This is a genomic window from Moraxella equi (assembly GCF_002027555.1).
Taxonomy (GTDB): Bacteria; Pseudomonadota; Gammaproteobacteria; order Pseudomonadales; family Moraxellaceae; genus Moraxella; species Moraxella equi.
In genome coordinates this window covers 1-25,118 of record NZ_MXAP01000048.1, presented here as the reverse complement: position 1 = coordinate 25,118, position 25,118 = coordinate 1, and the positions used below count along the sequence as shown (strand labels likewise).

Genomic DNA, 25,118 nt, shown 5'->3' with positions numbered 1-25,118 from the left:
GTAGTTTGGAGAGGGGGTTATTATATTGCCACAAAAATCAAGACAATCTATCTTATCCTTAACTTCGTGTAAGTCATTGATTCGTTAAGAGTGAGTTGTAATTTACTTCTTTGTATAAAAAACACCCAACCACATGTTGGGTGTTCTCCACGAGAGTCGCTACTCTTCGGCAGGGGGCGGGAAGGTAATCTCGGTATTGGCAGGTTGCAGATAGTCGCCTTGTAAGTATCTTGCCCCTACTGACCATGCCATAGACATGGTGGATGCCTCTTCAATGTACGGCATGAGCGTATTTGCCCCTTTTTCGGTTGCTGTATTAATGAGTCCTTGCAAGGCAGTCAAGTTCGCCTCTCTGTCCAAGTCCTTAGTGTAGCTACGGGCGAGACGCACCATGTTGGGTGATAGATAGTCTAGAACTTCGGCAGATTTGGCGGTTACCCCGAAGCCGTTCATGCCTACAGGACAGTTGATATTGGCAAGGGCGATAAACTGACGTTTGGCAACCGCCATATAGTCCACTAGGTCTTGTTCGCTAAACTGCAATGTGAGTACGTCATTACCACCACCAATGGCTCGGGTTAGTTGAGTGATAATGCCTGATAAGTTGGTATCTGCCAATGATGCTGATGACAAACCAATTAGTAGGCGTGCGGTGGGTTCGTTTTGACGAGTGCTAGCTAAGTGCTTGCTAGCATTGATGAGCATCCAACGGTCAATTTTCTCAAGTAGATTGTGTTTTTTGGCAATGGGAGCTAGCTTATCATAGGTCATTTCTGTACCATCAGCTTGAGGCAATGTTATAAACGCTTCAAACAAGCTACTACTGTCGGTATCAATATCATAAATCGGCTGATATCTAAGGATAAATTTATTTTGCGTTAAGGCAGCTTGAATGTATTCCGCCATCGCCGAATCATCTTCACCTGCAATGGCACTAATATCAAAAGCTTTGACCTTCATGCCTTCGTCATCAGGATTGATATCCTGAACAGTATCCATGGCACGACTTAACACCACGCCTGCCTCAGGGGCATTGACATCCATCATCACTACACCGATAGACAGCGTGGTAGTAATGGTGCGACTACCTACCTCAATAAGCATGTTTGCCACACGCTCGGCAAGTTGCTCTGCTAAAGCCATGGCTTGCTCTTTGTTTATCTCATCAATCACCAAAGCAAAGCTGGTATCACTAAATCTGCTGACATTGGTATCATGTACTTTTTTGGCGGTCTCATCAAGCACCCAAGCCACCTGCTTGACCGCGGTATCTACTCCCGTTAAACCCGTGCTTGAATGAATCTTGCCCATGCCATCCATGCGAATATATAACAAAGCAGCTGACTTAATATCACCACGTGCAACTTCTTGTTGGGTGTTCTGTAATGATTCGGTAAAGGCAAGACGATTGGATAGTCCTGTTAGAGCATCTTGACGCTCTGCTTCGGCAAGTTTTTTGGCAAGCTCAGCACTATTATTCTCATTTTGCTGGATAATCATCTGTGTGACAGGCTCGCCATCCAAGGTCGCTGCCGCCAGTTGTAATTTTGAGGCAAAGGTTGTATTGTCGGTGCGTTTGCTTTCAAAGGCGAATTCCACCTGTGAGCGGTCACCCTTGTCAAATTTGCGCAAGAACTGTTTAAAGCCTTTGACGTTATCACCACCAGCAATCAAATCTACTACAGGAACACCAATAATCTCTTCCATGCTGTTATAGCCAAACATTTCCAAGTACGGGTCGTTGGCAAAAATATGCACGCCTTGGTCAATATATGCCACGGCAGACTTTGAGTTTTTAATCAGGATATTGGCACGTTGTTCGGCTTCTTTTAAGATGGCTTTTAGATGAGTGGTTTGACGTTTGGCTCGCACATAATCCGTTTGCAAGCAAATGGCAGAAACGATAAGTCTGTCATCACCTTTTGCCAATGACTTAATCATGTCGCCATGAACTACCTCAGGGTTACCATGTTCATTGATGGTTGCCTGCGTATCATCATGCACCAAATGAATGACAGGCAGAGTTATTTGCTCTTCTTGTAGGATGCCCACCACATCTGTAAAATTCATGTCATAGGCACGATGAAAGACAAGTACATCCCAATCTTGGCGTAGTGACTTGACAAACTCCGCCTTCTCATCCCAAAAACCCAAATTCACTTCATCAAAATACTCTGATAAGTGACCGATAAGATGTTCTGCATAAAGTTGCTCTTCATCGATAAACAGCAAGTTTAAAATATTTTTTTTCATAATCGAAACTGTTATAAATTTATATGGGTGATTGGAGAAATGAATGCATCACTGGTAATCTTAGTGACACGCAAAAATATGCAAGATTCATGCCAACCTGACATGAAATACAGTAGTTTCTGTCTTTGGTCTAGAATAGCACACTTGCTATTCTAGACCAATTCATATTATACCAAAAAACTTACCAATTAGCCATTTAGACGGACGATTTGATATTGTTCAATCTCATCTGTTGTCAAAAGACTGCGTTCAAGCTTAAGTTCCATTTCTTTGTCATCAATACGTAGTACGACATAATCCCCTGCTTTAAAATGAAAGCGTGGTATAATAAGTGTGCTTTGGGTGTTTAGTCCATCACCATCCACCAATAAAGCGTGAACAAATTCTTGACTTCGACCATCCTGTTTTCGTAGTCGCACACCTACCGCCATCAGTACTCGTCCCAAAAAACGACCATCAACCACAACGCCTTCTTCTGACTTTTCCACCCAGTGTGCTACACCCAAACGCCACGGGCTTTTATTAGTAGACTGTGGAGATTTTAAGGCAAACAAACCGTAGACATGAAGCAGTGGGCGAGTAGATAGGTTTTCTTCTTGCTCATTTTTACCCTCTTCGCCAAAGCGAAAACGAGCCACCGCCTCATTTTTATAACTTACCTTAACAATCTCTTTGGGGACGACCATGCCGATGGCGGATGCACTGATTTTGACGTGAAAATCAGCAGGCAACCCCCGTTCTCTTATGACGTTAGATAGATTTTGACCGCCAGAGATTTCATTAAAAATGGATGCAAACCCTACCAGTAGCTCAGCTTTTCTTTCGTGACCACCGCCTTGTCTTTCGTGTGATGCACGCTGTTCAAAGGCAAGTAGCACCATTTTAGCGAAACGCATCTCAAACAACGACTGTGCCGTGCCATCTATGTATTCGCCTGATGACACCTGCTCCATGTGCCGTGTAAAACTCTCTAAATCAAAAAACAAACAGCGATGCTCATCACTGTAAGGATTGACCGATGCGTATGGCGTGATAACCTCAGGTGGCTCGACACCTTGTAGATTGACAAAAACACGAAACTCAGGGTTGGCATCAAAGGTTGTTTTAAAATATTTAACCCACAAAGGCAAAACTCTAAAAGCATTTAAAATATCTCGACGACGATAGGCAAAAAAGTTGCCGAAACTTGCCCCACACGCCTGCATGTATCTGTCATGAATGGACGTTTTGGGATAATTTTTATCAAAATCTTGAATATTTTGATGGCAAACCCCCAGATTAAGCGTGGTCAGATACCAGGTATTTACTTCTCGCCAAATAACCTTAGGGGATCTTTGATAGGTTAATGCATACTCCATCAAAAGCTTGACATACAGCACCATAAATTGATGTACAGCATAAATAAAGATGTCACGCTCGGCGGTAAGCACGCCTGCTTTTTTGGCAGAAATGATTCTACTAAGCCATTTTTTGCTCCCGCTACTTGCCAGAACAACAGCTTTCTGATGGCGTACGGCAATGTTGCAATACACCAAAATCATCAAAAAGTACAAACTACGCACTTCATGAATTGACGACCGCTGTTCATCGGATAAGCTTTGATGTTCATAGACATAGTCAGTGTGCATTTGTTCAACCACACGCTCAACAACCACCATCAGCTCGTCCATGAGTGTCAGTTTTTGACCATCATGCATGTCGCAGACCAATACCTCGCTAAGTGCCACCCTAAGCTCAGTGTACTGCTCATGTTTAGATTTAGCAGAAAGCATGGTTGCCCATGTGCTAAGATTGGCACCTGTCTGGTCAAAATAGGTCAGCGCGATGGATTTTTGTGCCAATGGTGCAGTAATTAGGCGTTCAAATTTTTGCAGGGTAATCATAACATATCTCTTTGCACAAACTGGCTTGACAATGCCATCCATGCTGTGTAGACTCTAACAACTTGACAACACACCTCCAAAACTTAGTCACTTAGCGTCAAACAAAATTTGTTTAATTTGTGCAAGTTAAGACGTGGGTTAATAACATAAAGTTTTATATTATAGCAAACTATGAACACTTGTCCACGACAATAATCCCTCAGAAACAGCATTTGGGGTGGTATTTTTCCCATTTTGGTTGCATTATAAAAAAATCATAAAAAAGCACAGTCGTCATCGGCTGTGCTTAGAGTCAAGTCGAGGTAAGGCTACTCTTCTGGCTCATCATCCCATTTGGCATAGGTCTTTGATGGGTCAATGCCCTGTGATTTAAGATACGCCACCTGCTCTTCTAAGGTGCGTGATTTTTCTGCATCATGCATGGTGTTGGTGAGCGTGTCTAGCCCTTGCGTTAACTCTTGGGTGTTAGTACTTAGGGTGTTGGTGTTTGGGTTGTCTGTTTGGTTTGACATAATTTTTCCTTAAAAACAAAAATGGCAAAGTCATCATAACAAGGCTTTATTGCTGTATTATTGCTAAGTATGTACACATCATGACAGAATATGACATTTTGTTAGTCATGCCCACTTAGTTACGCCTGAGGCTTTTTCTGTCGCTTGCCATAGTGAGCCTTGCCCCACAGGTTCAATCCATCCTGCCAACTCTAGCTCATCTAATATCCATAAAGCGTCCGCCTTTACCACTTGTATGCGACTGACCGCATGGACATCAGGGTGCTGGCGAGAGACGATTTGACTTGCTAGGCTCTTATCCACGATTTCATTTAAGGCGCGCCCCAATCCCTGCTCGGAAAATGGCATGACGACATTGGCAAGCATGGCAACGATGTGTCGCCAGCGTAGTGGGATAACAAAGGATACTTCAATGAGCGTACCACCCCGAAACGCATGAGCGGTGCAACTTACCAAAAATTCACTATCAAGCACCAAGGCGGGTTTTAAAGCAGAATGTAAATCAGGGTTTTTGGCGTGGTGCGATTCATCAAAATTTATGGCTGGTTTTGCCTTATCTACCCCCACTGTTTTCTCTGTTTTGTCTATATTGGCTGTTTGACTCTCTTGGGGTGGGGTAAAGAGCATAATACTACGAATACTCGCCCCTGCTGTCTGCCACCCTTTGGATTTGTCAAAATCAAGCGCATTAAAAGCTGTTTCTAAGAGCTTGGGGAAATTGGTATTATCATCAAAATAATGAACGACATCGCCACCTTGGGATTCTAGTGACCCCACAAAATCAATCAGCCGATTGCCCGTTGGCTTGTTTAATACATCAGCATGCACAAAAATGAGTATGGGCTTGTTTTTGGCTTTGGCATTGGTATAGCTAACGTGAAGCTGGCTCACCCCTGACGCATTGGCTTTGCCGTAGCTGTTACCGATGAGTATGAGTACCAGATCGGCAGAATTAACACATCGCCAACTATAACTGGCAGATTCGGCACGAGCAATCACCAAGTCTTTGGTTAAAAAAGCCCGACTCTCAAAAAATATCGCCACATCATCTTGGGCAGTAACCAACAGTGGGTCATCAGCCACACAAGCGATATGAACATGATAACGATGATTTGACACAAAAACCCCAAGGTTAATAGTGGATTGGCGTTAAGGAACGTCCGCCCAAAATCAATGATAAAAGTATGGCAATTTAAAAATAGTAGAGCAAGTGATTTTTATCAAAATAATCTCTTATTATAAAGAATTTTTCTCAAAATAAAAATACCCAAGATGAACAAAAATGCCAAAATTTGCAAAAGTAACACAATCACATATAAATGGTTAAAATTAGCACATCATTTGCCGTGCTTTCGCCTTACAGAGTCATTCATCATAATGAATCAGCTCAATAAATGGCTCACCGCTTAACTTCTCGGCAGTGGCAAGCAGGTCATCATCTAAGCGTGTGGCATACAACTGCATGGGGACGGTGTTTGGTGTGGGGCTTGCGATATTAAAAAAATCAAGCAAGGATTTGACCCGTTGGGCGATTGCCATTCCTGAGTCAATCAACTGCACGTCCAGATTTTCTTGTTGTATAAAGGTCTGCAAAAACCTCTTAAAAAACGGATAATGCGTACACCCCAGCACTATCACGTCCACACCCATGTCTGCCCATTGTTTGGTTTGTCTAATCAGTAGATTTGCCACTTGACTGTCAATGGGCATACCGCTCTCCACCCACGGCACCAATGTCGGTTCAAAATGCTTATGCACCATAACCCCTTGTGGTGTGGCAACATCATTGATGACATCATTTAATAGATAGCCGTTTAGGGTCGCCCGAGTGGCAAGTACGGCAATTTGGCAGGTTTTGGTTAAGCTACACGCAGGTTTGACCGCAGGGACAAGCCCCACAATCGGCACGCTACACCGCTCACGCAACGCTTTTAGGGCATGGGCGGACGCACTGTTACAGGCGATGACGATGAGTTTACAGCCCCGTTTACACAGCCGTGCCACCGCTTGCAAGGTCAAAAGCAAAATCTCATCGCCTGATTTAATCCCATACGGCACGTTGGCGGTGTCGGCATAGTAGATAAAGCGTTCGTTTGGCATGAGTGTTTTTAGGTGCAAATACACCGACAAACCCCCCACGCCCGAATCAAATACGCCAATCGGGGCGGTAGGGTCATCTTTAAAATCAGGGTGCTGGTTTATCATATTGTTTAGTTTTTCTAATTAAAATTTGGGGCAACCACACGATGCGTTTTACCGCCACTTTGCAAGGTCAAAATCGTCTGCCCCTGCTCGTCCGACAGCTCGCCAAGCTCTATCAGATGATAAAACACATTACGCCCAATGCGAGCGGTTAGGTTAAAACGAGTGTCTATATACAGCCTATCGTCCGCCACATCATCACGCACCACGGTTTTAAAATACAACGGCTTATCATCAAGCACAATGTTATCGCCATTGGTTGTGCCAAACACTATCCATTCATCGCCATCTTTGACGACCTTATTCACAGTGTTGATAAACAGTGGCGTGTCTATCACGGTGATTTCGTATTTGTCGGTGGGCGTTTTTAAAAAGTGGCATTTTTGCTCACCGTCCACGTCCGCCCACAGCACGCTAGCAAACAAATCCACAAGCGACTGCCGAGCGATTTTAACCCCGTCATGATGCCACTCGCCATTATCATCAATCACAATATCAAAAGGCGTTATCGTCTTTGGCGTCCATTTATCTAATGGCGGAATTTTACGCTCATTGCCAAGCGATGAGATGATTTTGGCTAAATCATTGTCTTTATTGGCATTTTTGTCAATATTATCCATCATAATCCTTACCTCATCATTTAAAAAGAGTGTTTAATTTTGCCTAAATTTTTATAAAAAAGCAAATAAATTTTAAGGATTTAAAAAGCACAACAAATCACATTTACCAATATTTTTACCTCTATAAAGAACAATCCATTCCCCCCAACAACTTTTTACAACCGTACCAGTCATGATTTTATCAAAAATAAGGGCATAATTAACTTGCCTAATTTGACAAGATTGGTAAAATATACCATTTATAATTATTTGATTTATCAAACATTATATTTGATAATCATTTGTTTTTTTAGCCATTACAAGGTTTCACCTTAAACAGCCAAAAAGGAAACACCATGCAAGAGATACAACGTGAGTCAATGGAATTTGACGTGGTCGTGGTCGGCGGTGGCGTATCGGGTTTATCCTGTGCCATTCGCCTAAAACAGCTTGCCATAGATGCAGGACTTGATGAATTTATGGTCTGTGTCGTAGAAAAAGGCTCGGAGTTTGGAGCCCATATCCTATCGGGGGCGGTCATGGAAACTCGTGCCTTGAACGAGTTGTTCCCCGATTGGCAAAACATGAATGCCCCAATCACAGTCAAGGCAACCGAAGACCGTGTTTATATGCTCCCCAACGCCAAAAAGGCAATCAAACTGCCAAGCTCCATCGTCCCTGCCAGTATGCACAACGAAGGCAACTATATCGTCTCGCTTGGCAACGTGGTTCGCTGGCTTGCCGAACAAGCCGAAAGCATGGAGATTATGCTGTTTCCTAATTTTACCGCCAGTGAAATTCTCTACAACGCTGACGGCTCGGTGCGTGGTATCCAAACAGGCGACATGGGGGTCAATGCCAAGGGCGAACCTAAGCCGTCTTTTGAGGCAGGTTATGAGCTTGTTGCCAAATATACCGTGTTTGCCGAGGGCTGTCGTGGGCATTTGGGCAAGCGTCTCATCAGCCGTTTTCATCTTGATAAGGATAAAGACCCCCAACATTATGGCATTGGACTAAAAGAGCTGTGGGAGATTGACGCTGATAAGCACGAAGAAGGCGTGATTTTGCACGGCTCGGGCTATCCCTTAAATGACACAGGGGCAACTGGCGGTTGGTGGCTGTATTTTGCCGAAAACAATCAAGTGAGCTTTGGCTTGGTGGTGGATTTGTCTTACTCTAATCCGCACCTATCGCCCTTTGATGAATTACAACGCCTAAAACTACACCCCCTTATTCGCCCTATCTTAGAAGGAGGCAAACGCCTGTCCTATGGGGCAAGGGCGTTGGTCAAAGGCGGTCTAAATAGCCTGCCCAAACTGACCTTTGCAGGGGGTGTGCTGGTGGGCGATGACGCAGGATTTTTAAACCCTGCCAAAATCAAAGGTACGCATACGTCCATGAAGTCGGGAATGCTCGCTGGTGAGGCGATTTTTAAAGCAATCCAAGACGGACGACAACATGATGAAGTCAGCGAGTATCAGACCAATTTTGAAAATTCGTGGCTGTTTGATGATGCCAAATCCGCCCAAAACTTCTCGCCCGCCATGCACCGTATGGGAACGTGGATGGGCGGTGCGTTTATCTTTGTGGAGCAAAACTTATTAAGCGGTAAAATGCCACTTATCATTCATGACAACAGTTATGATTTTGCTCAGCTAGATAAAGCCGACCACGCTTATAAGCCTGATTATCCAAAACCTGACGGCAAGCTGACTTTTGACAAATTATCCAGCGTCTTTATCTCAAACACCAACCATGCCGAGGATCAACCTTGTCATCTAAAACTGACCGACCCGACCGTGCCAATCACCAAAAACCTACCGCTCTATGGCGAACCTGCTCGCTTGTACTGTCCTGCGGGGGTCTATGAAGTGGTGGCGGATGAGAATGACCCAAACGGAGCTAGGTTTGTCATCAACAGTCAAAACTGCGTGCATTGCAAAACCTGCGACATCAAAGACCCTGCCCAAAACATCACCTGGGTAACGCCAGAAGGCGGTGGCGGGCCTAATTATCCGAATATGTAATGGGTCAAAATTAAAATAAAGGGCGTAAATTGTCCTTTATTTTTTGTTGTGTTATCATGTCAATTAACGCTTGTCATACAAAGAATTTTTAAAAAATTGGTATAATTGTTGGGATGTGTTGAGCCTTGATATTTGCAATGAAAAATACCTGTTTAAAAAATCAGGGGAATCGCACGTTTTTCAAGGAAAAAACGTAGGCTGATAGCTATTCTATCAGACAAGTTTTCGTCTTCGAGCCACAAAATTTAGCCATTTTTCATGCAAAAATATTTTAAAAATTATAAAAATTTCATCAAATGATAATGCATGTTATCAATGTTCAACACGCCCTACTATTTATCAAAATATTTTTTATTCGAGCGTTTCATGTCACACATCCAGCCCAAAATCCAAACCCTACTTGACAAGCTAAACCAAATCGTCCTTGATAAAGAAGAAGCTGTGACCCTTGCCGTGTCCTGCATTTTGGCGGATGGGCATTTGCTATTGCAAGACTTGCCCGGCATGGGTAAGACCACGTTGGCACACAGTCTTGCCATCCTGTTGGGGCTAGATTTTAACCGTGTGCAGTTTACCAATGACATGCTTCCTGCCGATATTTTGGGGATGATGATATATAACCAAAGTGAGCAGAGTTTTGCTTTTAGAAAAGGGGCGGTGTTCACTCAGCTACTGCTTGCCGATGAGATTAATCGTTCAAGTCCCAAAACGCAGTCAGCACTGTTAGAAGCGATGGAAGAAAAGCAAGTGACCCAAGATGGACAAACGCATGTTCTACCCAAGCCCTTTTTTGTCATCGCTACCCAAAACCCTGCCCAACAAGCAGGCGTGTATCCATTGCCTGAGTCACAACTTGACCGCTTTTTGATGTGCGTCTCGCTCGGCTATCCATCGCCCAAAGCCGAGCGTGAACTGCTAGAAGGGCGAGACCGTAGAGCGATGATGAGTGAGTTTACCCCGATTTTGACCAGTGAAGAAGTGATACAAGCTCAGCGAGAAGTCAAAGACATCTACATCGCTCCTGTGGTGCTAGACTACCTACAAAAACTGGTCGCCAAAACCCGTTCAAGCCAAGAATATCACGGCTTATCCCCCCGTGGCGTGTTGGCGTTAAAGCGTGCTTGCCAAGCCTATGCCTATGTATCAGGGCAGGACAATGTGGCGATAGATGATGTGCAGGCGGTGTTCTCGGCGGTGGCTGACCACAGACTAGGACAGCGTTTTGTGCCGTTTCATCATCTGGGTGGTCTGACTGAGATGACCATTGCCAGACGTATTTTGGACGAAGTGGCGATTGATTGATGGCGGATTTGCCATTTGTCATTAACCCAATCAATCTATCTGTATGCCCATGAAATCATCTGCTCATCGCCTAACTCGCCCACTGACTCATCCGATAAAGAACAAGCTCAACGAGTTCTTTGCCAGACGCTCGCCACGCAAAGATATGGTGTCGCTCGGGCTACGTAATGTCTATATCTTTTTTAGCCGTCAAGGACTGCTGTTTGCTCTACTACTCATCGCCACTTTTGTGACGGGGGTTAATTATGGCAATAACTTGGTACTGGGGCTGTGCTTTTATCTGTTCGGCATTTGGCTTGTGACCGTGTTTTATACCTTTGTGCAGGTGGCGAGCATTAATGTGCGGTTTGTCGATTCTAGCTTGTCTGAGGCGGGATCGATAGGTTATGTGACTTTGGAGCTGTCCACCAGAAGTGGCAAGGCGTCACGGCAGATAGAAGCGGTGTTTGATGATAAGCATGAGATTATCCAAAAAATGCTCAAAGGGCAGGCACGAGAAGACTTCATGAATGCTCGCACCGTCATCACGCCAACGCTGGGCAAATCGGTGCTGGTCAGACTGCCTGTCTATACGCCCACTCGGGGGGTGATGACTCTGCCCCGTCTGGTCATCAGCAGTCGTTATCCGCTCGGAGTCATGCGTGCGTGGGCGTATGTGTATTTGGCAAGTCCGATTTTTGTATACCCTAAGCCTACCTCCTTTGACTGGCAAAACGACAAGCGAGCGGTGGCAAGCGAGAGTGATGAGGGAAGTGCCATTAGTGTGGCAGGGCAAAGCGACTTTGAGATGTTGGACGAATACCAAGAAGGTGAGAGTCTGGCACGGGTGTCATGGTCGCACGTGGCACGGGGGGCAGGCATGCTCACCAAGCACTTTGGCGACTCGCTCGGGCGTGAGTGGTGCTTGCACTATGATAACATGCCGTCAGGGGTGCATGAGACCCGCCTAAGTGAGCTGACCCATGCGGTGCAAGCCATTGCCAGCCAAGGTGTGCCCTTTATGCTTGTTTTGCCCAGTGGGGCAGGGCAGATAGGCGTGGGCGATGAGTTTGTCCGCCAATGTCTGCTAAGACTTGCCAAAGAGCCTTGATGGGTTTTGGCATTTGGCAAATTGGCGGTTTATATTATCCGTTTTAAAGCCGTTTTAAAGCCCTTTAAAATCATTTAAAAAAGCATTTTTGAGTTATTCTATTTATAAAAAAGATTTGGTTTGATAGTTAGGGCGTGCCTAACCTTTATAACACAATTTAAAATATAGAAATGTTTTAGAAATGAAACAATGTTTTTGCATGAAAAATGGCTAAATCTGGTTTTTCATAATAAAAGCTCGTTTGATAGAATAACTATCAAACTTCGCTTTTTCCTTGAAAAACGTGCGATTTTCCTGCTTTTTTTAAACAGGCATTTTTTATTGCAAATACAAAAGGCAGGCACGCCCTAATAAATTGATGATAAATAAAAAGGTTGGTATTTGCCTAATTTCACCAAATCATTTATCGGGCAAAACCACACGACACAGACACCATGAACAGCACTTTTCACGATTTTGGTCAAGGTAGAAAAACCCTAACCACAAGCCCCCAAAAATTTTGGCAAAAAATCCTTGCCCTGCCTGCCTATCACTGGCTCCTACTTGCCATGGCGTCGCTTGTGTTGCCCCATGCGATGGGCATTCCTGCGTGGCTACTGGTCGCACTCATCATCAGTGTCATCATGCAAAAACCCAGTATCAAGGCACGCCTATACCGCCTAAGTGGTGGGCGACTACGCCGTATCTATCAAGTGGTACAAGTCCTGCTGTTTTTGGGTGGTACAGTGGCGATCTGGGTGAGCTTTGGGCAGGCGTTTGGCGTGGATGTGGCGGTCAGTTTTTTGGTGCTGTGCTTTGTGGCAAAGGCGTGGGAGCTCTATGAGAAGCGGGACGCTTATGTGGCGTTAAACCTTGCGTTATTTACACTGGCGTCGGCGTTTTTGATACGGCAGGATTTGAGCGTGGCGGTGGTGGGACTGCCGACACTCATGATGATATTAATAGGCTTTATCGCCATTGGTGATGATGATAATGCCGATGGCTCGGGGCGACTGCGTGCGTTGGCTATGATAACCCTGCCTGCCATTCCCCTGCTTGTGGTGCTGTTTTTGTTTTTCCCTCGTCTGCCCCCGATGTGGTCACTGCCGATGGCAGGCAAATCAGCGACAACGGGTGTTTCGGATAGCATGTCACCGGGGGATTTTTCTAATCTGAGTCAATCGACTGAACTGGCGTTTCGTGCTGAATTTGACGGGCAAATGCCAAGCCGTCATGAAATGTATTGGCGTGGGCTGGTGTTTAGCGATTTTGATGGGGTGACGTGGCGACAAAGTGAGTTTTCGCCTCATTTTTGGTCGTCACGAGATGGCGATAAGCCCCCAGCATGGGCGATGAGTGCGTATCAAGGCATGGAACATCATTATCGGGTTATCTTGGAGCCAACTGAGCAAAACTGGTTGTTTGCTCTTGATTACCCACGCCTGCACCCTGAGCGTGGCATGGGCATGACGGGCGATTTTACCCTGCGTCATTATTACCCGATTAGCACCCAAAAACGCTATCGTGCCAGTTATTTTAGTCAACCTAAGGTGGATATTGAACTGACCGATGTCCAAAAACGCATTAATCTACGTCTACCCGAAGATGGTAATGAGCAGGCTCGTGCCTTTGCCAGTGAACTCTATGCCCAGACAGGCGACCCTGTCCGCTATGCACAAGCGGTGCAAAACTTTATCACCACGGGTGGATTTAGCTACACGCTCTCGCCCCCCGTACTGCGAGATGACCGCATTGATGAGTTTTTGTTTGGCACAAAGGCGGGCTTTTGTGAGCATTATGCGTCCAGTTTTACCTTTTTAATGCGGTCGGCAGGCATTCCTGCTCGAGTGGTGGCAGGCTATCAAGGCGGTGAGCTTGGGCGTGATGGGCAAAGCTGGGAAGTACGTCAGATGGATGCTCATGCATGGACGGAAGTATGGTTTGATGGGCAGGGCTGGGTGCGTATTGACCCGACCGCCTTTGTCTCGCCTGACCGTGTGGAGCAGGGCATGAATGCGGTAACTGAAATGGGCGGTGCGTCCATGTTTGGCGATGGTATGATAGGGCAATGGAGTTATCAGCAGTTTAAGATGCTACAAACATTGAGACGTTACTCTGACCAGATGGGCTATTATTGGCAAAAAAACGTGGTCGGCTATGACCAAGATGAGCAAAAAGACTCGCTCTTTAAATGGTTTAACATTAAAAGTTTTGCTCAGCAGTTTTGGATATTGGTTGGGGGCGTGGGAGTACTTGCTGTCTTATTTGTGGGTGTGATGATGTACCGACGCAGACGGCAGTATCATGGGCTAGATGTGCCACTTGTGAAGCTCTCGGCAGGGCTTGCCAAGCAGGATAAGGCATGGGGCAAGGGGGCGAGCGAGCCTTATTTGACTTGGCTTGACCGTCTAAAAACGCCAAATAATTCCGAAGACATTGATGAATTAAAGGGTTTGTATCGCAAACACCGCTATGGGCGAGATGGTCAAGTGGATAAAGCGGTGGTTGGTCAGATGATGAGTATCGTCAAGCGATTGGTGGGACGTGCTAGATGAGCGTGGTTGGGATTGGGGTTTTTTTTGTGGGTTTTGATTGTGTTACAATGGCTTATCTTTTAAAAGGAGTCATCCATGATAACCCTAGACTTACCCCCACAAGTAGAGACGCAACTTGTACAAATTGCCAAGCAACAAAATATGTCGGCAAGTGATTATCTTGTATCCATGGCAGAAAAATTGGTTGCCGAGCAACAAGGCAAAGACCTTGATGAGATGTATGAGTTTCTTGGATTAAGCCCATTTACCACAGGCACACATACAATTACTGATAAATACATTAATGAACTAAGGGAAGAACATGGTATCTAAAATCGCCTTACTTGATGTTAATGTATTGATTGCCTTGTTGGATAACAAACATAAGCATCACGCACTTGCGACAAGCTGGTTATTCGAATGGTTGATTGCAGGGAATCGCTGGGCGAGTTGTCCGATTACGCAAAATGGCTGTATGCGGATTTTATCATTGCCTAGCTATGAAAATGGCTTTAAAATCTTAGATATCAAAGAAAAGCTAACAACTTTTATTAACAAAAGTCATCATGTCTTTATCCCTGACAACATCAGCCTATTACAAGATGAGCTTATCAACTGGCAATACATTCAAGGGTCAAAACAATTAACGGACGCTTATCTACTAGCCCTTGCCAAATACAACCACGCTGTTTTTGTATTGCTTGACAATCGCATTGCCACGCATACCGCTGTTGGTATTGGCGAGCAGGATTTTATCAGTTTGCTCAATTAAAAAACCATCTATCAACAATCAAAAAATTTTATCAAACATTCTCCCCAAAATCCATCAACCACCCCCATTATGCGTTATAATAACCCAACCTTTTTTGGAGAAAACCCATGACCAGACATTTTGATTATATTACCATCGGTGGTGGTAGTGGCGGTATTGCCAGTGCCAACCGTGCCAGTATGTACGGCAAAAAAGTTGCCGTGATTGAAGCAAAGCACGTTGGTGGAACGTGCGTCAACGTAGGCTGTGTACCCAAAAAAGTGCTGTGGTATGGAGCGAACATGGCAACCGCCATTCACAACTATGCCCTTGATTATGGTTTTGAGCTTGATGTCAAAAACTTTGATTTTGCCAAACTTGTCGAAAATCGCACCGCCTACATCAATCGCATCCATCAATCTTACAAAAACACTTTTGAAAAAAACGGCGTAACACTCATCAACGGCTTTGCCAAATTTTTGGATAAAAATTCGGTAGAAGTTAGCTATGAAAATGGCGAGACCGAGACCATTACCGCTGACCATATTTTGATTGCCACAGGTGGTCGCCCACACCGTCCCAACATACAGGGGGCAGAATACGGCATTGATTCGGACGGCTTTTTTGATTTGACTGAATTGCCAAAATCGGTGGCGATTGTGGGCGGTGGCTACATTGGCGTTGAGATTGCAGGCGTGATGAATGCCTTGGGCGTGGATACGCATTTGTGTGTGCGTAGCGGTATTTTAAAGAGTTTTGATAAAGATATTGTAGAAGTTTTGCAAGATGTCATGGACAAAGACGGCGTTACATTCCATGCGGGCGTAAATCCTGTTAAAATTGAAAAAAATGACGGTTTGACCGTGTATTTTGACAATGGCGAAACCCTAAATGTGGACTGCCTGATTTGGGCGACAGGGCGTGTGCCAGCGACTGATGTCATTGACCTGCACAAAACAGGCGTGGCAACCAACGAAAAGGGGCAAATCATCGTGGACAAATTCCAAAACACCACGGTGGACGGCATTTATGCGGTGGGCGACATCATCGAAAATGGCATTGAGCTGACTCCTGTGGCGGTGGCGAGCGGTCGCAGACTGTCCGAACGCCTGTTTAACAACAAGCCCGATGAACACCTAGATTATAGCAATGTCGCTACGGTGGTGTTTAGCCACCCACCCATTGGCACGGTCGGCATGAGTGAAAAAGATGCCATTGATGAATTTGGGGCGGACAAGGTCAAGGTCTATAAATCCAACTTCACGCCCATGTACTCTGCCATTACCGCTCATCGTGAGCCGTGTCGCATGAAACTTGTGTGCGTGGGCGATGATGAAAAAGTGGTTGGTTTGCACGGCGTGGGCTTTGGTGTGGACGAGATGATTCAAGGCTTTGCTGTCGCCATAAAAATGGGGGCGACCAAACGTGATTTTGACAACACCGTTGCCATTCATCCGACAGGGTCTGAAGAGTTTGTTACAATGAGATAAGTATTTGTTTTATCATTAAAAAGACAGATTGCCTAGGCGGTTTGTCTTTTTGGCGTTAATGGGGTATGATAACGGTATCCAACAACAATAGGAAAACCTTATGATAATTGACATTGCCTTATTGCCTGCCCACATTGCCGAGCAGGTCATGAATACCAAAGAGCCGATTTATTTTGCCAAAGATGATCAAGTCATCGGCTCGGTGTCGTCTGTCCCAAGTTATGCCAAAGGCGATTTTAATTTTGATTTGGAGCGTATGACAAAAGCGGTGGAAGCCCCACGGTTTGATATGCCCAAATTTGAAAGCGATGAAGAATTTTTGGCGTGGGTGAATTCATGAAAGTTCGCTATGGCACACTCTTTAAAACGTACTTAAAAAACTTCCCTGTATCCGACCAATTAAAAATTCGCCACTTTATCAGTCATATCGAACAATTTGGCTACAGGGCTTAAAGGGCGAAACAAGTCATCAGATGACGTGCCAAAAGACGACCCGTTTTGGTTGTCCAAAGTCAAATACGCCCAAACCTACCGCCTATGGCATTATCATATTGGCATACCTAATTATACACTGTCCGAAAAAGGCGATTATACCTCAGAATATGTACTGCGCTACATCCTAAACGATGACGAAATAATCCTTGTGAATATGTCCGTCCATCCACCTTTTGACTTGCCAAGCGTGGATTACTTGGCGTATTAGTTTTGCCACTTTTATAAATAGTGCTAAATCAATCCCAAAGCCACAAGTCCCTTAAATATCCCATCGTCATCATGGCGTGGGCAGACATAGTCCGCCACAGCTTTTAGGTCGGGGTGGGCGTTACCCATCGCCACGCCAAAGCCGACCGATGAGAGCATTTCGATGTCATTTAGCCCATCACCAAAGGCGACAGCGTCCGCCATGGATAGACCCAGTGCGTCCAACACCGAACGAATGCCCCAAGCCTTTGAGCCGTGGGCGTCTAGGATGTCCACACCAAAGATGTGCCAGCGTACGGTTTTTAGGTCGTCTCTTAGGGTAGATGAGAGCTGAGTGGTGTGGTTATTTTCATAAAATGCCAGCATTTGATAGACGGGTGTGTTCATATCAAACGACTCTGCCACACGATAGGGGATGTGTAGTGATGTTAAGGCTTGTACCATGTATTCATCGGGGCTGACTGTAACAATCTCATCACGGGTCATGTAGCCGTGGGCGATACGCTCGCTTTGCAGGTAGGCGGTGGTGTGGGTCAGCTGAGCGTGCGTCAAGGGAAAATGGGTCAGGCATTTACCCTGATACTCGTTATACTGCCCGTTAATCGTCACAAAAATGTCAATGCCAATCTCGTCGATAAGCTCATTAATACAAGGTGGAAACACACACAGACCACGCCCTGTGGCGATGGCGACCATGATACCACGCTCTTTTAGGGCGTGCAGGGCGGTTTTGGTGCTGTCTAAAATGCGATTTTCGTGTTTGATGTAGAGCGTGTCATCGATGTCAAAAAAGACGATTTTGGGGGCGATGGGAGTGGTGGCAGGCGTGGTGTTCATGTGTGTTTTTCATTGAAAATTTACCTATTTTATGCAAAAATAACCAGATTTGCAAATCTTGCTGATTTGTGATGTTTTCAACCCAAAAGACACCAAAAGGCAACCCATGACCACACTCGATTTAGAACCGACCTTACACCAACGCCGTATCATCTATCAAGCTCGCCGTGGCTTAAAGGAGCTTGATTTTTATATTGACCCCTATGTCAAAAATCATTATCTGACTGCCAATGAACAAGAACAGCTTGCCTTTGAGCGACTACTAGAACACGAAGACCCTGATTTGTTGCTGTTTTTTTTGGGGCAGGCAAGTCCTGATGATGACAAGATAGGCTCACTCATTGATAAGATAAAAGCACTCAGACACACCCAGTCACGCTGATGTTTATTGATACTGCCATCACACCGACTGCTCATGACCTGCCCATCAAGGCTGGTGTGCTTATCATTACGTTATTGCTGATGGCGGTGATGGGTATGCCGTGGTGGCAGTATGCCATGGTGGGCGTGGTGTGGGTAGTGTGCCTGTGGATGGATAAAATGCGTGCCATCCCGATACATGAGCTGTCCGCCCATGCCCCTGATGATGTGTGGTATCTGGGCATGTATGATGGGGCGGATAGGCAGGTATGGCAGGCGTATCTGCCGGATGTGGCGGTGATGGGGCGAAGGGTAACGATGACATTTCGTGTTGTTGTGCCGTTTGAGATGACGCACCGAGTAACCATTCATCATCGCATGGTGTCAGAGCAGGATTTTCGCCGATTGGCATCACTAAAAATATAGGAAGAGCCGATGACCGCACCCATTTATACCGCCAAAGCTGTCAAAGACTGGGAGGGTCGTTGGTTTGCAGATGGTAACAGCTCGTTTGGTCTCATGAAACAGGCAAGCCTTGCGTTATGTTTACAAATCATTGATTTTATCCATAAAAATAACATTACCCAAGCTGACATCATCGCATGGTGTGGCGTGGGCAACAATGGTGGAGACGGCTATCTAACGGCAAAATATCTGGCAGAGAGACTGGATAATAAGCATTTTAATGTGCAAATCATCGCCCCAAACCCACCAAAAAGTGCGGATGCTGTCCGTGCTAGGTCGCCATGTACAGGCATGCCGATGTGTGATGATGTGGGCGGTGTCATTCGCAAATTTGAAAAAGTGATACATTTAGATGCGTTGTTTGGCAATGGGCTAGACAGAGAGCTTGACAAAGCACATCAAGACATCATTCACGCCTTTAACGCCCAAACAGGCACCAAAATCGCCCTTGACGTGCCAAGCGGTCTGCACCCTGATAGGGGTATCCCCATGCCTGTGTGTGCGGACGTAGACATGACCTTGTGTGTCATGGGGTTAAAAATGGGGCTGTTTGTCGGGGTGGCAAAGGATTTTGTGGGAAAAGTCATCAATCTGCCCTTGATACCGCCTGATGATGAGCTGTTGGCGGTGGCGTATTTGTCGGATAAACCCAAAATACCCACACGCCAAAGTACCGCCCACAAAGGCGACTTTGGCACGGTGGCGGTCGTGGGCGGTCATCGGCGTATGGGTGGGGCGATCATCATGGCAAGCCAAATGGCGATGAGCATGGGGGCAGGGCGAGTTACGGCGGTTTGCCACACCACGCACCATAATGCCATGCTGACACGCTCGCCCAATGTCATGGTGGCGGACATTGATGAGATGAGTGCAGGGGGCTTGGTGGGGTTTGACCGTGTGGCGTTTGGCATGGGGCTTGGGCGTGATGCGTGGGCAGAGATGATTTTTGATAAAGTCATGGATGGGGTGGTTCATCATGCCTTTGATAGGGTGGTGCTGGACGCTGATGCGTTGTACTTTTTGGCAAAAAATCCATGCAAACTGCCCGATCATGTCATCTGTACGCCCCATTCGGCAGAGTCAGCAAGGCTTTTGGGGGTGAGTGTGGCGGATATAGATAATGATAAATTGGGCGCACTTTATCGTCTGCATGAACAGTATGGCGGTCAATGGGTTATTAAAGGGGCGAATACATTATCTTTTGACGGCTACAGCGTGCATGTTTGCCCCTTTGGCAACCCTCAGATGGCGACAGCAGGTATGGGTGATGTGTTGGCAGGCATGCTTGTGGGGGCAGACATGGGTGTGCATGAGGTTGTGGCATGGCATGGTATCATGGGTGATCGGCTAGCCAGTCAGGCGATGTTTGGGATTCATGCACATGACATGGTGGATGTCGCCATGCGACTGCCATAAGACTAAATAAAATATAAAAAGTCAAGGTTTCACAGACTGAGCGATGAAAATTGTCGCAAAAAGTGTCTAAGATATTGTTTTTTGGTAGAATTTTAGTGATTAAAAAACAATCAGAAATTATCCCAAACTTTTCCCCAAAATCTGTGGATAATCTTGTGGATAACTTTGTAATTTTATGTGAAAATGTTGCAATGGTGCGCGATGGCAGTTGATTGATTAAAATTTATACATATTTATTTTAAAAAATTTTATTATTAAAATCAATTAGTTATAATATAAATATTTGGATAAATTTTGATTAATTTTGTATTATGACAGCAATGTTTCACAGAATGCTATCCGTGAAATATGTGGACAAAACTATGGATAAGTTTTTTGACAAAAGATCGTTGATATATTTTTTGATGTGAAAGCAGAGGTGTTTCGATGGATACATCACAAGGAAAGTGAAAGAATAATTGCAGATAGTACTTCGTTAGGCAATTTTAAAATTACTGTGGTTCTACAGTGAGTTGTTGATTGGTGTATGGTCAAGTAGGGCTCGTTTATCATCCAACTTAAACACCGCCTCAAGCGGTTTGTTGGTATTTTACTGATAAATGTTGTGGATAAGAAAGTTTGGCACTAGAATTGTCCGTAAGACATTTTTGTTTAGTAAGAAAGGATTTGCGCGCCACTGATAAATAACAGGTGGCTACATTACCCACGGCTCTATCCATCCCTTTAATTTAGGGGCTGACATAGATTAGCACTTATGCCATACTACAAATATGAAGATAACCCATTGTAAACTAAGCAAAAAGTACAGTTAAAACTACTTGAATTTTTTGTTGCAGAAGTTACTGCTAGAACATCAGCAGATTTGCTTGGCATTCAGTATAATACAGCCATATTATTTTACCACAAAATCAGACTTGTGATAGAATACCATCTTGATTTTGAAGCTGAGATTGAGTTTGATGGTGAAATAGAGCTTGATGAAAGTTATTTTGGTGGCACACGCAAAGGCAAACGAGGGCGTGGTGCGGGTGACAAGACAATCGTTTTTGGCATTCTAAAACGCAAAGATAGGGTTTATACCGTCATTGCCAAAGACACCAAACAAAACACGCTAATGCCTATCATCAAAAGCAAAATCAAGCCTGATAGCATTGTTTACACAGATACTTATCCAAGTTACAATGCTCTTGATGTGAGTGATTTTAAGCATTTTAGAATCAATCATTCCAAAGAATTTGCTAACAATCACAACCACAGGGGCGGCATTGAAAACTTCTGGTCTCAATCTAAACGCATTCTTAGAAAATACAATGGTATTGACAAAAAGCACTTCCATTTGTTTTTAAAAGAATGTGAGTTTGGATTTAACTATGGCACACCATCAGAAAAACTTAAAGTTTATCAAATCACCTTTTAAAAAGCAAAAAATCTGTCAAACCGAAGTTTGGCAGATTTTTTGGTTTAGTGTTTATTTCTTAGATTGTGATAACACAGAGCCAGCTAAGGATTTTGTATTATCACTAAATTTGGAGCTTTTTAGAACTTTTGATGCCTTTGTTTCTAAATTATCACTAGTAACTTTATTTGAATTTGATCGAGATAATGCAGAGCCAGCCAATGTTTTAGAAATTTGAGAAGAGTTAGGGTCTCTCAATGTCTGGCTAGCCAATGTTGCAATATTAGATGTGGTTTTCTTATTCATATTATTTATATATCCTATTCTATTTTAATAAGCACCTAATTTAGGTGCTTATTAAATACTTGGTTTTAGTTGTGCAGTGTTTTACATCATTCCGCCCATACCACCCATACCGCCCATGCCAGCACCCATATTAGGGGCTTCTGGGGCAGGTTTATCGGTAATCATTACCTCGGTGGTTAGCATTAGACCTGCCACGCTGGCGGCGTGTTCAAGAGCAGAGCGGGTTACTTTGGCAGGGTCAAGAATACCCATCTCAATCATATCACCATACTCGCCTGTCGCTGCGTTGTAGCCATAGTTGCCAGAGCCTGCTTTTACCGAATTGACAACCACAGACGCTTCATCGCCTGCGTTGGTTACGATTTGACGAAGTGGGGCTTCCATGGCACGACGTAGGATATTGATACCTGCGTTTTGGTCGTCATTGTCGCCTTTGAGCTCAGCCAATGCAGACAACGCACGTACTAGGGCAACACCGCCCCCTGGTACGATACCTTCTTCTACCGCCGCACGGGTGGCGTGCAGAGCATCATCAACACGGTCTTTTTTCTCTTTCATTTCGGTTTCGGTAGCAGCACCGACTTTGATGACCGCCACACCGCCAGAGAGTTTGGCAACACGTTCTTGCAGTTTTTCTTTGTCGTAATCAGACGTGGACTCTTCGATTTGACGTTTGATAGATTCAACACGGCTGTCAATTTGAGCCTTGTCGCCTGCTCCGTCCACAATCACGGTATTTTCTTTACCAACGGTGGTTTTCTTAGCTGTACCTAGGTGTTCCAAAGTTGCCGTTTCAAGAGACAGACCCACTTCTTCTGAAATCACCACACCGCCTGTCAAAATGGCAATGTCTTGGAGCATGGCTTTACGTCTGTCGCCAAAACCAGGGGCTTTAACGGCACACGTTTTTAGACCGCCACGCAAGTTGTTTACCACCAAAGTCGCCAACGCTTCATTTTCTACGTCTTCGGCGATGATAAGTAGCGGACGGCTCGTTTGCATGACTTGTTCTAGTAGTGGCACAATCTCACGGATATTGGCAATCTTTTTGTCCACAAGCAGGATAAAAGGATTGTCAAATTCACAAGTCAAGCTGTCTTGCTTATTGGCAAAGTATGGGCTGATATAGCCACGGTCAAACTGCATACCCTCAACCACTTCTAGGGTGTCTTCAAAGCCAGAGCCTTCTTCCACGGTAATCACGCCTTGCTTGCCGACAGTTTTCATGGCCTCACTGATTAGCTCGCCAATCTTAGTGTCAGAGTTGGCTGAAATTGAACCAACCTGAGCAATCGCTTTAAAGTCATCGGCAGGGGTAGATAGAGCGTGGATTTGCTCAACGGCAACACGGGTTGCCTTGTCAATGCCACGTTTTAAATCCATAGGATTCATGCCAGCGGCGACCGTTTTCATGCCCTCTACTAGAATGGCTTGGGCAAGTACGGTGGCAGTCGTTGTGCCGTCCCCTGCTACGTCATTGGTTTTTGAAGCCACTTCACGAACCAATTGAGCACCCATGTTTTCAAATTTGTCTTCAAGCTCAATCTCTTTTGCCACGCTCACACCATCTTTGGTAATGGTTGGAGCTCCAAAAGACTTGTCAATCACCACGTTGCGACCTTTAGGGCCTAGGGTAACTTTGACTGCGTCTGCTAGGATATTGACACCGTCAATCATTTTTTCACGGGCAGATACGCCAAATTTTACATCTTTTGCCATGTTTACTCTCTCTTAACATTGTTTAAATTAAAATTGTAACTAATTGATTTCTTTGGAATTGTGGGGGCGTGTTGCACACGCCCTTTTTCCATTCTTTGCGTTGGGCGTGCTCAGCACGCCCCTACGGTTTGGATTTAAAAATTATTCCAAAACACCAAGCACATCGCTTTCTTTCATAATCAGCAATTCTTCGCCGTCCACTTTGACGGTTTGACCTGCATACTGACCAAATAGCACTTTGTCGCCCACTTTGACATCTAGGGGACGTACGCCACTTGAAAATAGGCTAACGTTGTCCACAAGCTGACCGTTACCCACAGCAATCACTTCGCCTTGTTGGGGGTTTTCTTGGGCAGAACCTGGAAGTAAGATACCGCCTGCGGTTTTTTGCTCTTCTTCGGTACGACGAACGACAATGCGGTCATGTAAAGGACGGATTGGCATAAAATTTCTCCATTAACTTGTTAGGGATACTGGCAAAACCAGATTGTTTGTAAAAATGGTGTTTAGAGGCAAATTTTTCAAGATAATTTTTTAAAAATTTATCACTCACACAGCGTCACTTTTTTATCAAACTGTATTTTTGGGTCAAGCAAGTACTGCACCACATAGCCGTCTACGCACGCATTCATGCCCGATAAACTCACGGTATGCCCGTGATTTGGGGTGTAGATGAGCGTATCGTCAAAGCGTTTTGCCATATTAACCGCATTGGCAAGCGGTGTGGCAAGGTCGTATTTTTGGGCGACAAAGAGCAGGTTTGGCGTGTCGTTTGTGATAAGGTTTTCATTTAAATCATCGGTCGCTTGCCATTGCCAATAATAACAAGCGTCCAGATAATCATCATCATAACGAGCCTCACTATCGATGATTTTGGCTTGTTTGATGTAGTCGTCTCGGCTAATTTTGGGGGCGGAGTCGGCACAGTTCACAAGGGATAAAGCGTCTTTACTAAACCCTTTTTCGCCAAATTCGGACAGTAGTAGCTGAGTGTTAAACTCGCCCGTCTCGCCCCTGTCAAGCTCGCCAAGCATTGTCATCATGTCCGCCCAATAGGCACTGTCGTTGATGTTCTCATTAATAATGGCTAGGATACTTTGGCTGTCTATGGTGTCGCCATTTTTGTCGGTTAAGTTTTTGGCAGAGATGTCGGCTAATTTATTGATAAATGCGGTGTTTGGGTCTTGGGAGTTGTCAAAAATACAAGTGTCTTGGCAACTTTTGATAAAGGCATCAAAGGCGATTTGGGAGCCTTTGTACTGATTTTTTAAAATGGTATACCAACCGAACCCAAA

At 44.9% G+C, this 25,118-nt stretch carries 23 protein-coding genes and 1 pseudogene; 14 read left to right on the top strand and 10 right to left on the bottom strand.

Annotated elements, in window-relative coordinates:
• Positions 1–159: 159 nt before the first annotated feature.
• The 6 genes from B5J93_RS05210 to B5J93_RS05185 all read right to left on the bottom strand — a co-directional run bounded on the left by B5J93_RS05210 (position 160) and on the right by B5J93_RS05185 (position 7,473).
• On the bottom strand, positions 160–2,253 hold the full coding sequence (locus tag B5J93_RS05210; protein WP_079325212.1) for an EAL domain-containing protein: 2,094 nt from the start codon (positions 2,251–2,253) through the stop codon (positions 160–162).
• 188 nt (positions 2,254–2,441) lie between these two features.
• Positions 2,442–4,136, bottom strand: coding sequence for a hypothetical protein (locus tag B5J93_RS05205; RefSeq protein ID WP_079325210.1), 1,695 nt, complete (start codon positions 4,134–4,136; stop codon positions 2,442–2,444).
• A 308-nt stretch (positions 4,137–4,444) separates the two neighbouring features.
• Positions 4,445–4,648 (bottom strand): hypothetical protein, encoded by a 204-nt coding sequence (locus tag B5J93_RS05200; RefSeq protein WP_079325208.1) that lies wholly within the window; start codon positions 4,646–4,648, stop codon positions 4,445–4,447.
• A 105-nt stretch (positions 4,649–4,753) separates the two neighbouring features.
• Positions 4,754–5,767, bottom strand: a complete 1,014-nt coding sequence (locus B5J93_RS05195; protein ID WP_079325206.1) for a hypothetical protein — start codon at positions 5,765–5,767, stop codon at positions 4,754–4,756.
• Positions 5,768–6,013: 246 nt separating this feature from the next.
• Positions 6,014–6,853, bottom strand: a complete 840-nt coding sequence (murI, locus tag B5J93_RS05190; RefSeq protein ID WP_079325204.1) for a glutamate racemase — start codon at positions 6,851–6,853, stop codon at positions 6,014–6,016.
• A 14-nt stretch (positions 6,854–6,867) separates the two neighbouring features.
• Positions 6,868–7,473: a DUF1285 domain-containing protein gene (locus B5J93_RS05185; RefSeq protein ID WP_079325202.1), complete on the bottom strand. Its 606-nt coding sequence runs from the start codon at positions 7,471–7,473 to the stop codon at positions 6,868–6,870.
• Positions 7,474–7,805: 332 nt separating this feature from the next.
• Here B5J93_RS05185 and B5J93_RS05180 point away from each other — a divergent pair, with 332 nt between their 5' ends.
• The 9 genes from B5J93_RS05180 to B5J93_RS05140 all read left to right on the top strand — a co-directional run bounded on the left by B5J93_RS05180 (position 7,806) and on the right by B5J93_RS05140 (position 17,325).
• Positions 7,806–9,476 (top strand): electron transfer flavoprotein-ubiquinone oxidoreductase, encoded by a 1,671-nt coding sequence (locus B5J93_RS05180; protein ID WP_079325200.1) that lies wholly within the window; start codon positions 7,806–7,808, stop codon positions 9,474–9,476.
• Between the two features lie 366 nt (positions 9,477–9,842).
• The gene (locus tag B5J93_RS05175) at positions 9,843–10,778 is read left to right on the top strand and encodes an AAA family ATPase (protein WP_228144871.1); all 936 of its coding nucleotides are present in this window, start codon (positions 9,843–9,845) and stop codon (positions 10,776–10,778) included.
• Between the two features lie 49 nt (positions 10,779–10,827).
• Positions 10,828–11,868, top strand: coding sequence for a DUF58 domain-containing protein (locus B5J93_RS05170; protein WP_158080691.1), 1,041 nt, complete (start codon positions 10,828–10,830; stop codon positions 11,866–11,868).
• Between the two features lie 434 nt (positions 11,869–12,302).
• Positions 12,303–14,402, top strand: a complete 2,100-nt coding sequence (locus B5J93_RS05165) for a transglutaminaseTgpA domain-containing protein (RefSeq protein WP_079325194.1) — start codon at positions 12,303–12,305, stop codon at positions 14,400–14,402.
• Between the two features lie 75 nt (positions 14,403–14,477).
• The gene (locus tag B5J93_RS05160) at positions 14,478–14,714 is read left to right on the top strand and encodes a hypothetical protein (RefSeq protein WP_079325192.1); all 237 of its coding nucleotides are present in this window, start codon (positions 14,478–14,480) and stop codon (positions 14,712–14,714) included.
• Positions 14,704–15,153 carry a PIN domain-containing protein gene (locus tag B5J93_RS05155; RefSeq protein ID WP_079325190.1) on the top strand — a complete coding sequence of 150 codons (450 nt, stop codon included), beginning with the start codon at positions 14,704–14,706 and terminating at the stop codon, positions 15,151–15,153. Before B5J93_RS05160 ends, B5J93_RS05155 begins: the two co-directional genes overlap by 11 nt.
• 107 nt (positions 15,154–15,260) lie before the next feature.
• Positions 15,261–16,622, top strand: a complete 1,362-nt coding sequence (gene gorA, locus B5J93_RS05150; protein ID WP_079325188.1) for a glutathione-disulfide reductase — start codon at positions 15,261–15,263, stop codon at positions 16,620–16,622.
• 100 nt (positions 16,623–16,722) lie between these two features.
• Entirely contained in the window at positions 16,723–16,962 is a 240-nt protein-coding gene (locus B5J93_RS05145; protein WP_079325186.1) for a hypothetical protein, read from the top strand.
• A gap of 96 nt (positions 16,963–17,058) precedes the next feature.
• The gene (locus tag B5J93_RS05140) at positions 17,059–17,325 is read left to right on the top strand and encodes a hypothetical protein (RefSeq protein ID WP_211278851.1); all 267 of its coding nucleotides are present in this window, start codon (positions 17,059–17,061) and stop codon (positions 17,323–17,325) included.
• Positions 17,326–17,348: 23 nt separating this feature from the next.
• Here the strand turns inward: B5J93_RS05140 and B5J93_RS05135 are convergent, their stop codons facing one another.
• A complete protein-coding gene (locus tag B5J93_RS05135) occupies positions 17,349–18,161 on the bottom strand; it encodes a Cof-type HAD-IIB family hydrolase (RefSeq protein WP_079325184.1) in 813 nt (270 codons plus the stop codon).
• Between the two features lie 106 nt (positions 18,162–18,267).
• Here B5J93_RS05135 and B5J93_RS05130 point away from each other — a divergent pair, with 106 nt between their 5' ends.
• The 5 genes and pseudogenes from B5J93_RS05130 to B5J93_RS14305 all read left to right on the top strand — a co-directional run bounded on the left by B5J93_RS05130 (position 18,268) and on the right by B5J93_RS14305 (position 22,036).
• The gene (locus tag B5J93_RS05130) at positions 18,268–18,543 is read left to right on the top strand and encodes an FAD assembly factor SdhE (RefSeq protein ID WP_079325182.1); all 276 of its coding nucleotides are present in this window, start codon (positions 18,268–18,270) and stop codon (positions 18,541–18,543) included.
• Positions 18,543–18,947: a hypothetical protein gene (locus B5J93_RS05125; protein ID WP_079325180.1), complete on the top strand. Its 405-nt coding sequence runs from the start codon at positions 18,543–18,545 to the stop codon at positions 18,945–18,947. Before B5J93_RS05130 ends, B5J93_RS05125 begins: the two co-directional genes overlap by 1 nt.
• A 9-nt stretch (positions 18,948–18,956) precedes the next feature.
• Positions 18,957–20,402 carry an NAD(P)H-hydrate dehydratase gene (locus B5J93_RS05120; protein ID WP_079325178.1) on the top strand — a complete coding sequence of 482 codons (1,446 nt, stop codon included), beginning with the start codon at positions 18,957–18,959 and terminating at the stop codon, positions 20,400–20,402.
• Between the two features lie 770 nt (positions 20,403–21,172).
• Positions 21,173–21,819, top strand: a pseudogene (locus tag B5J93_RS05115) (IS1595 family transposase).
• Positions 21,773–22,036 (top strand): hypothetical protein, encoded by a 264-nt coding sequence (locus B5J93_RS14305; protein ID WP_158080690.1) that lies wholly within the window; start codon positions 21,773–21,775, stop codon positions 22,034–22,036. Before B5J93_RS05115 ends, B5J93_RS14305 begins: the two are co-directional and overlap by 47 nt.
• 149 nt (positions 22,037–22,185) lie before the next feature.
• Here B5J93_RS14305 and groL read toward each other — a convergent pair whose 3' ends face one another.
• From groL to B5J93_RS05095, 3 genes are all read right to left on the bottom strand, one after another.
• The gene (gene groL / locus B5J93_RS05105; RefSeq protein WP_079325174.1) at positions 22,186–23,823 is read right to left on the bottom strand and encodes a chaperonin GroEL; all 1,638 of its coding nucleotides are present in this window, start codon (positions 23,821–23,823) and stop codon (positions 22,186–22,188) included.
• A 141-nt stretch (positions 23,824–23,964) separates the two neighbouring features.
• Positions 23,965–24,267 carry a co-chaperone GroES gene (locus B5J93_RS05100; protein WP_079325172.1) on the bottom strand — a complete coding sequence of 101 codons (303 nt, stop codon included), beginning with the start codon at positions 24,265–24,267 and terminating at the stop codon, positions 23,965–23,967.
• A gap of 101 nt (positions 24,268–24,368) precedes the next feature.
• Positions 24,369–25,118: alpha/beta hydrolase (locus B5J93_RS05095; protein WP_143823496.1), on the bottom strand; the 750-nt coding region annotated here is incomplete at its 5' end.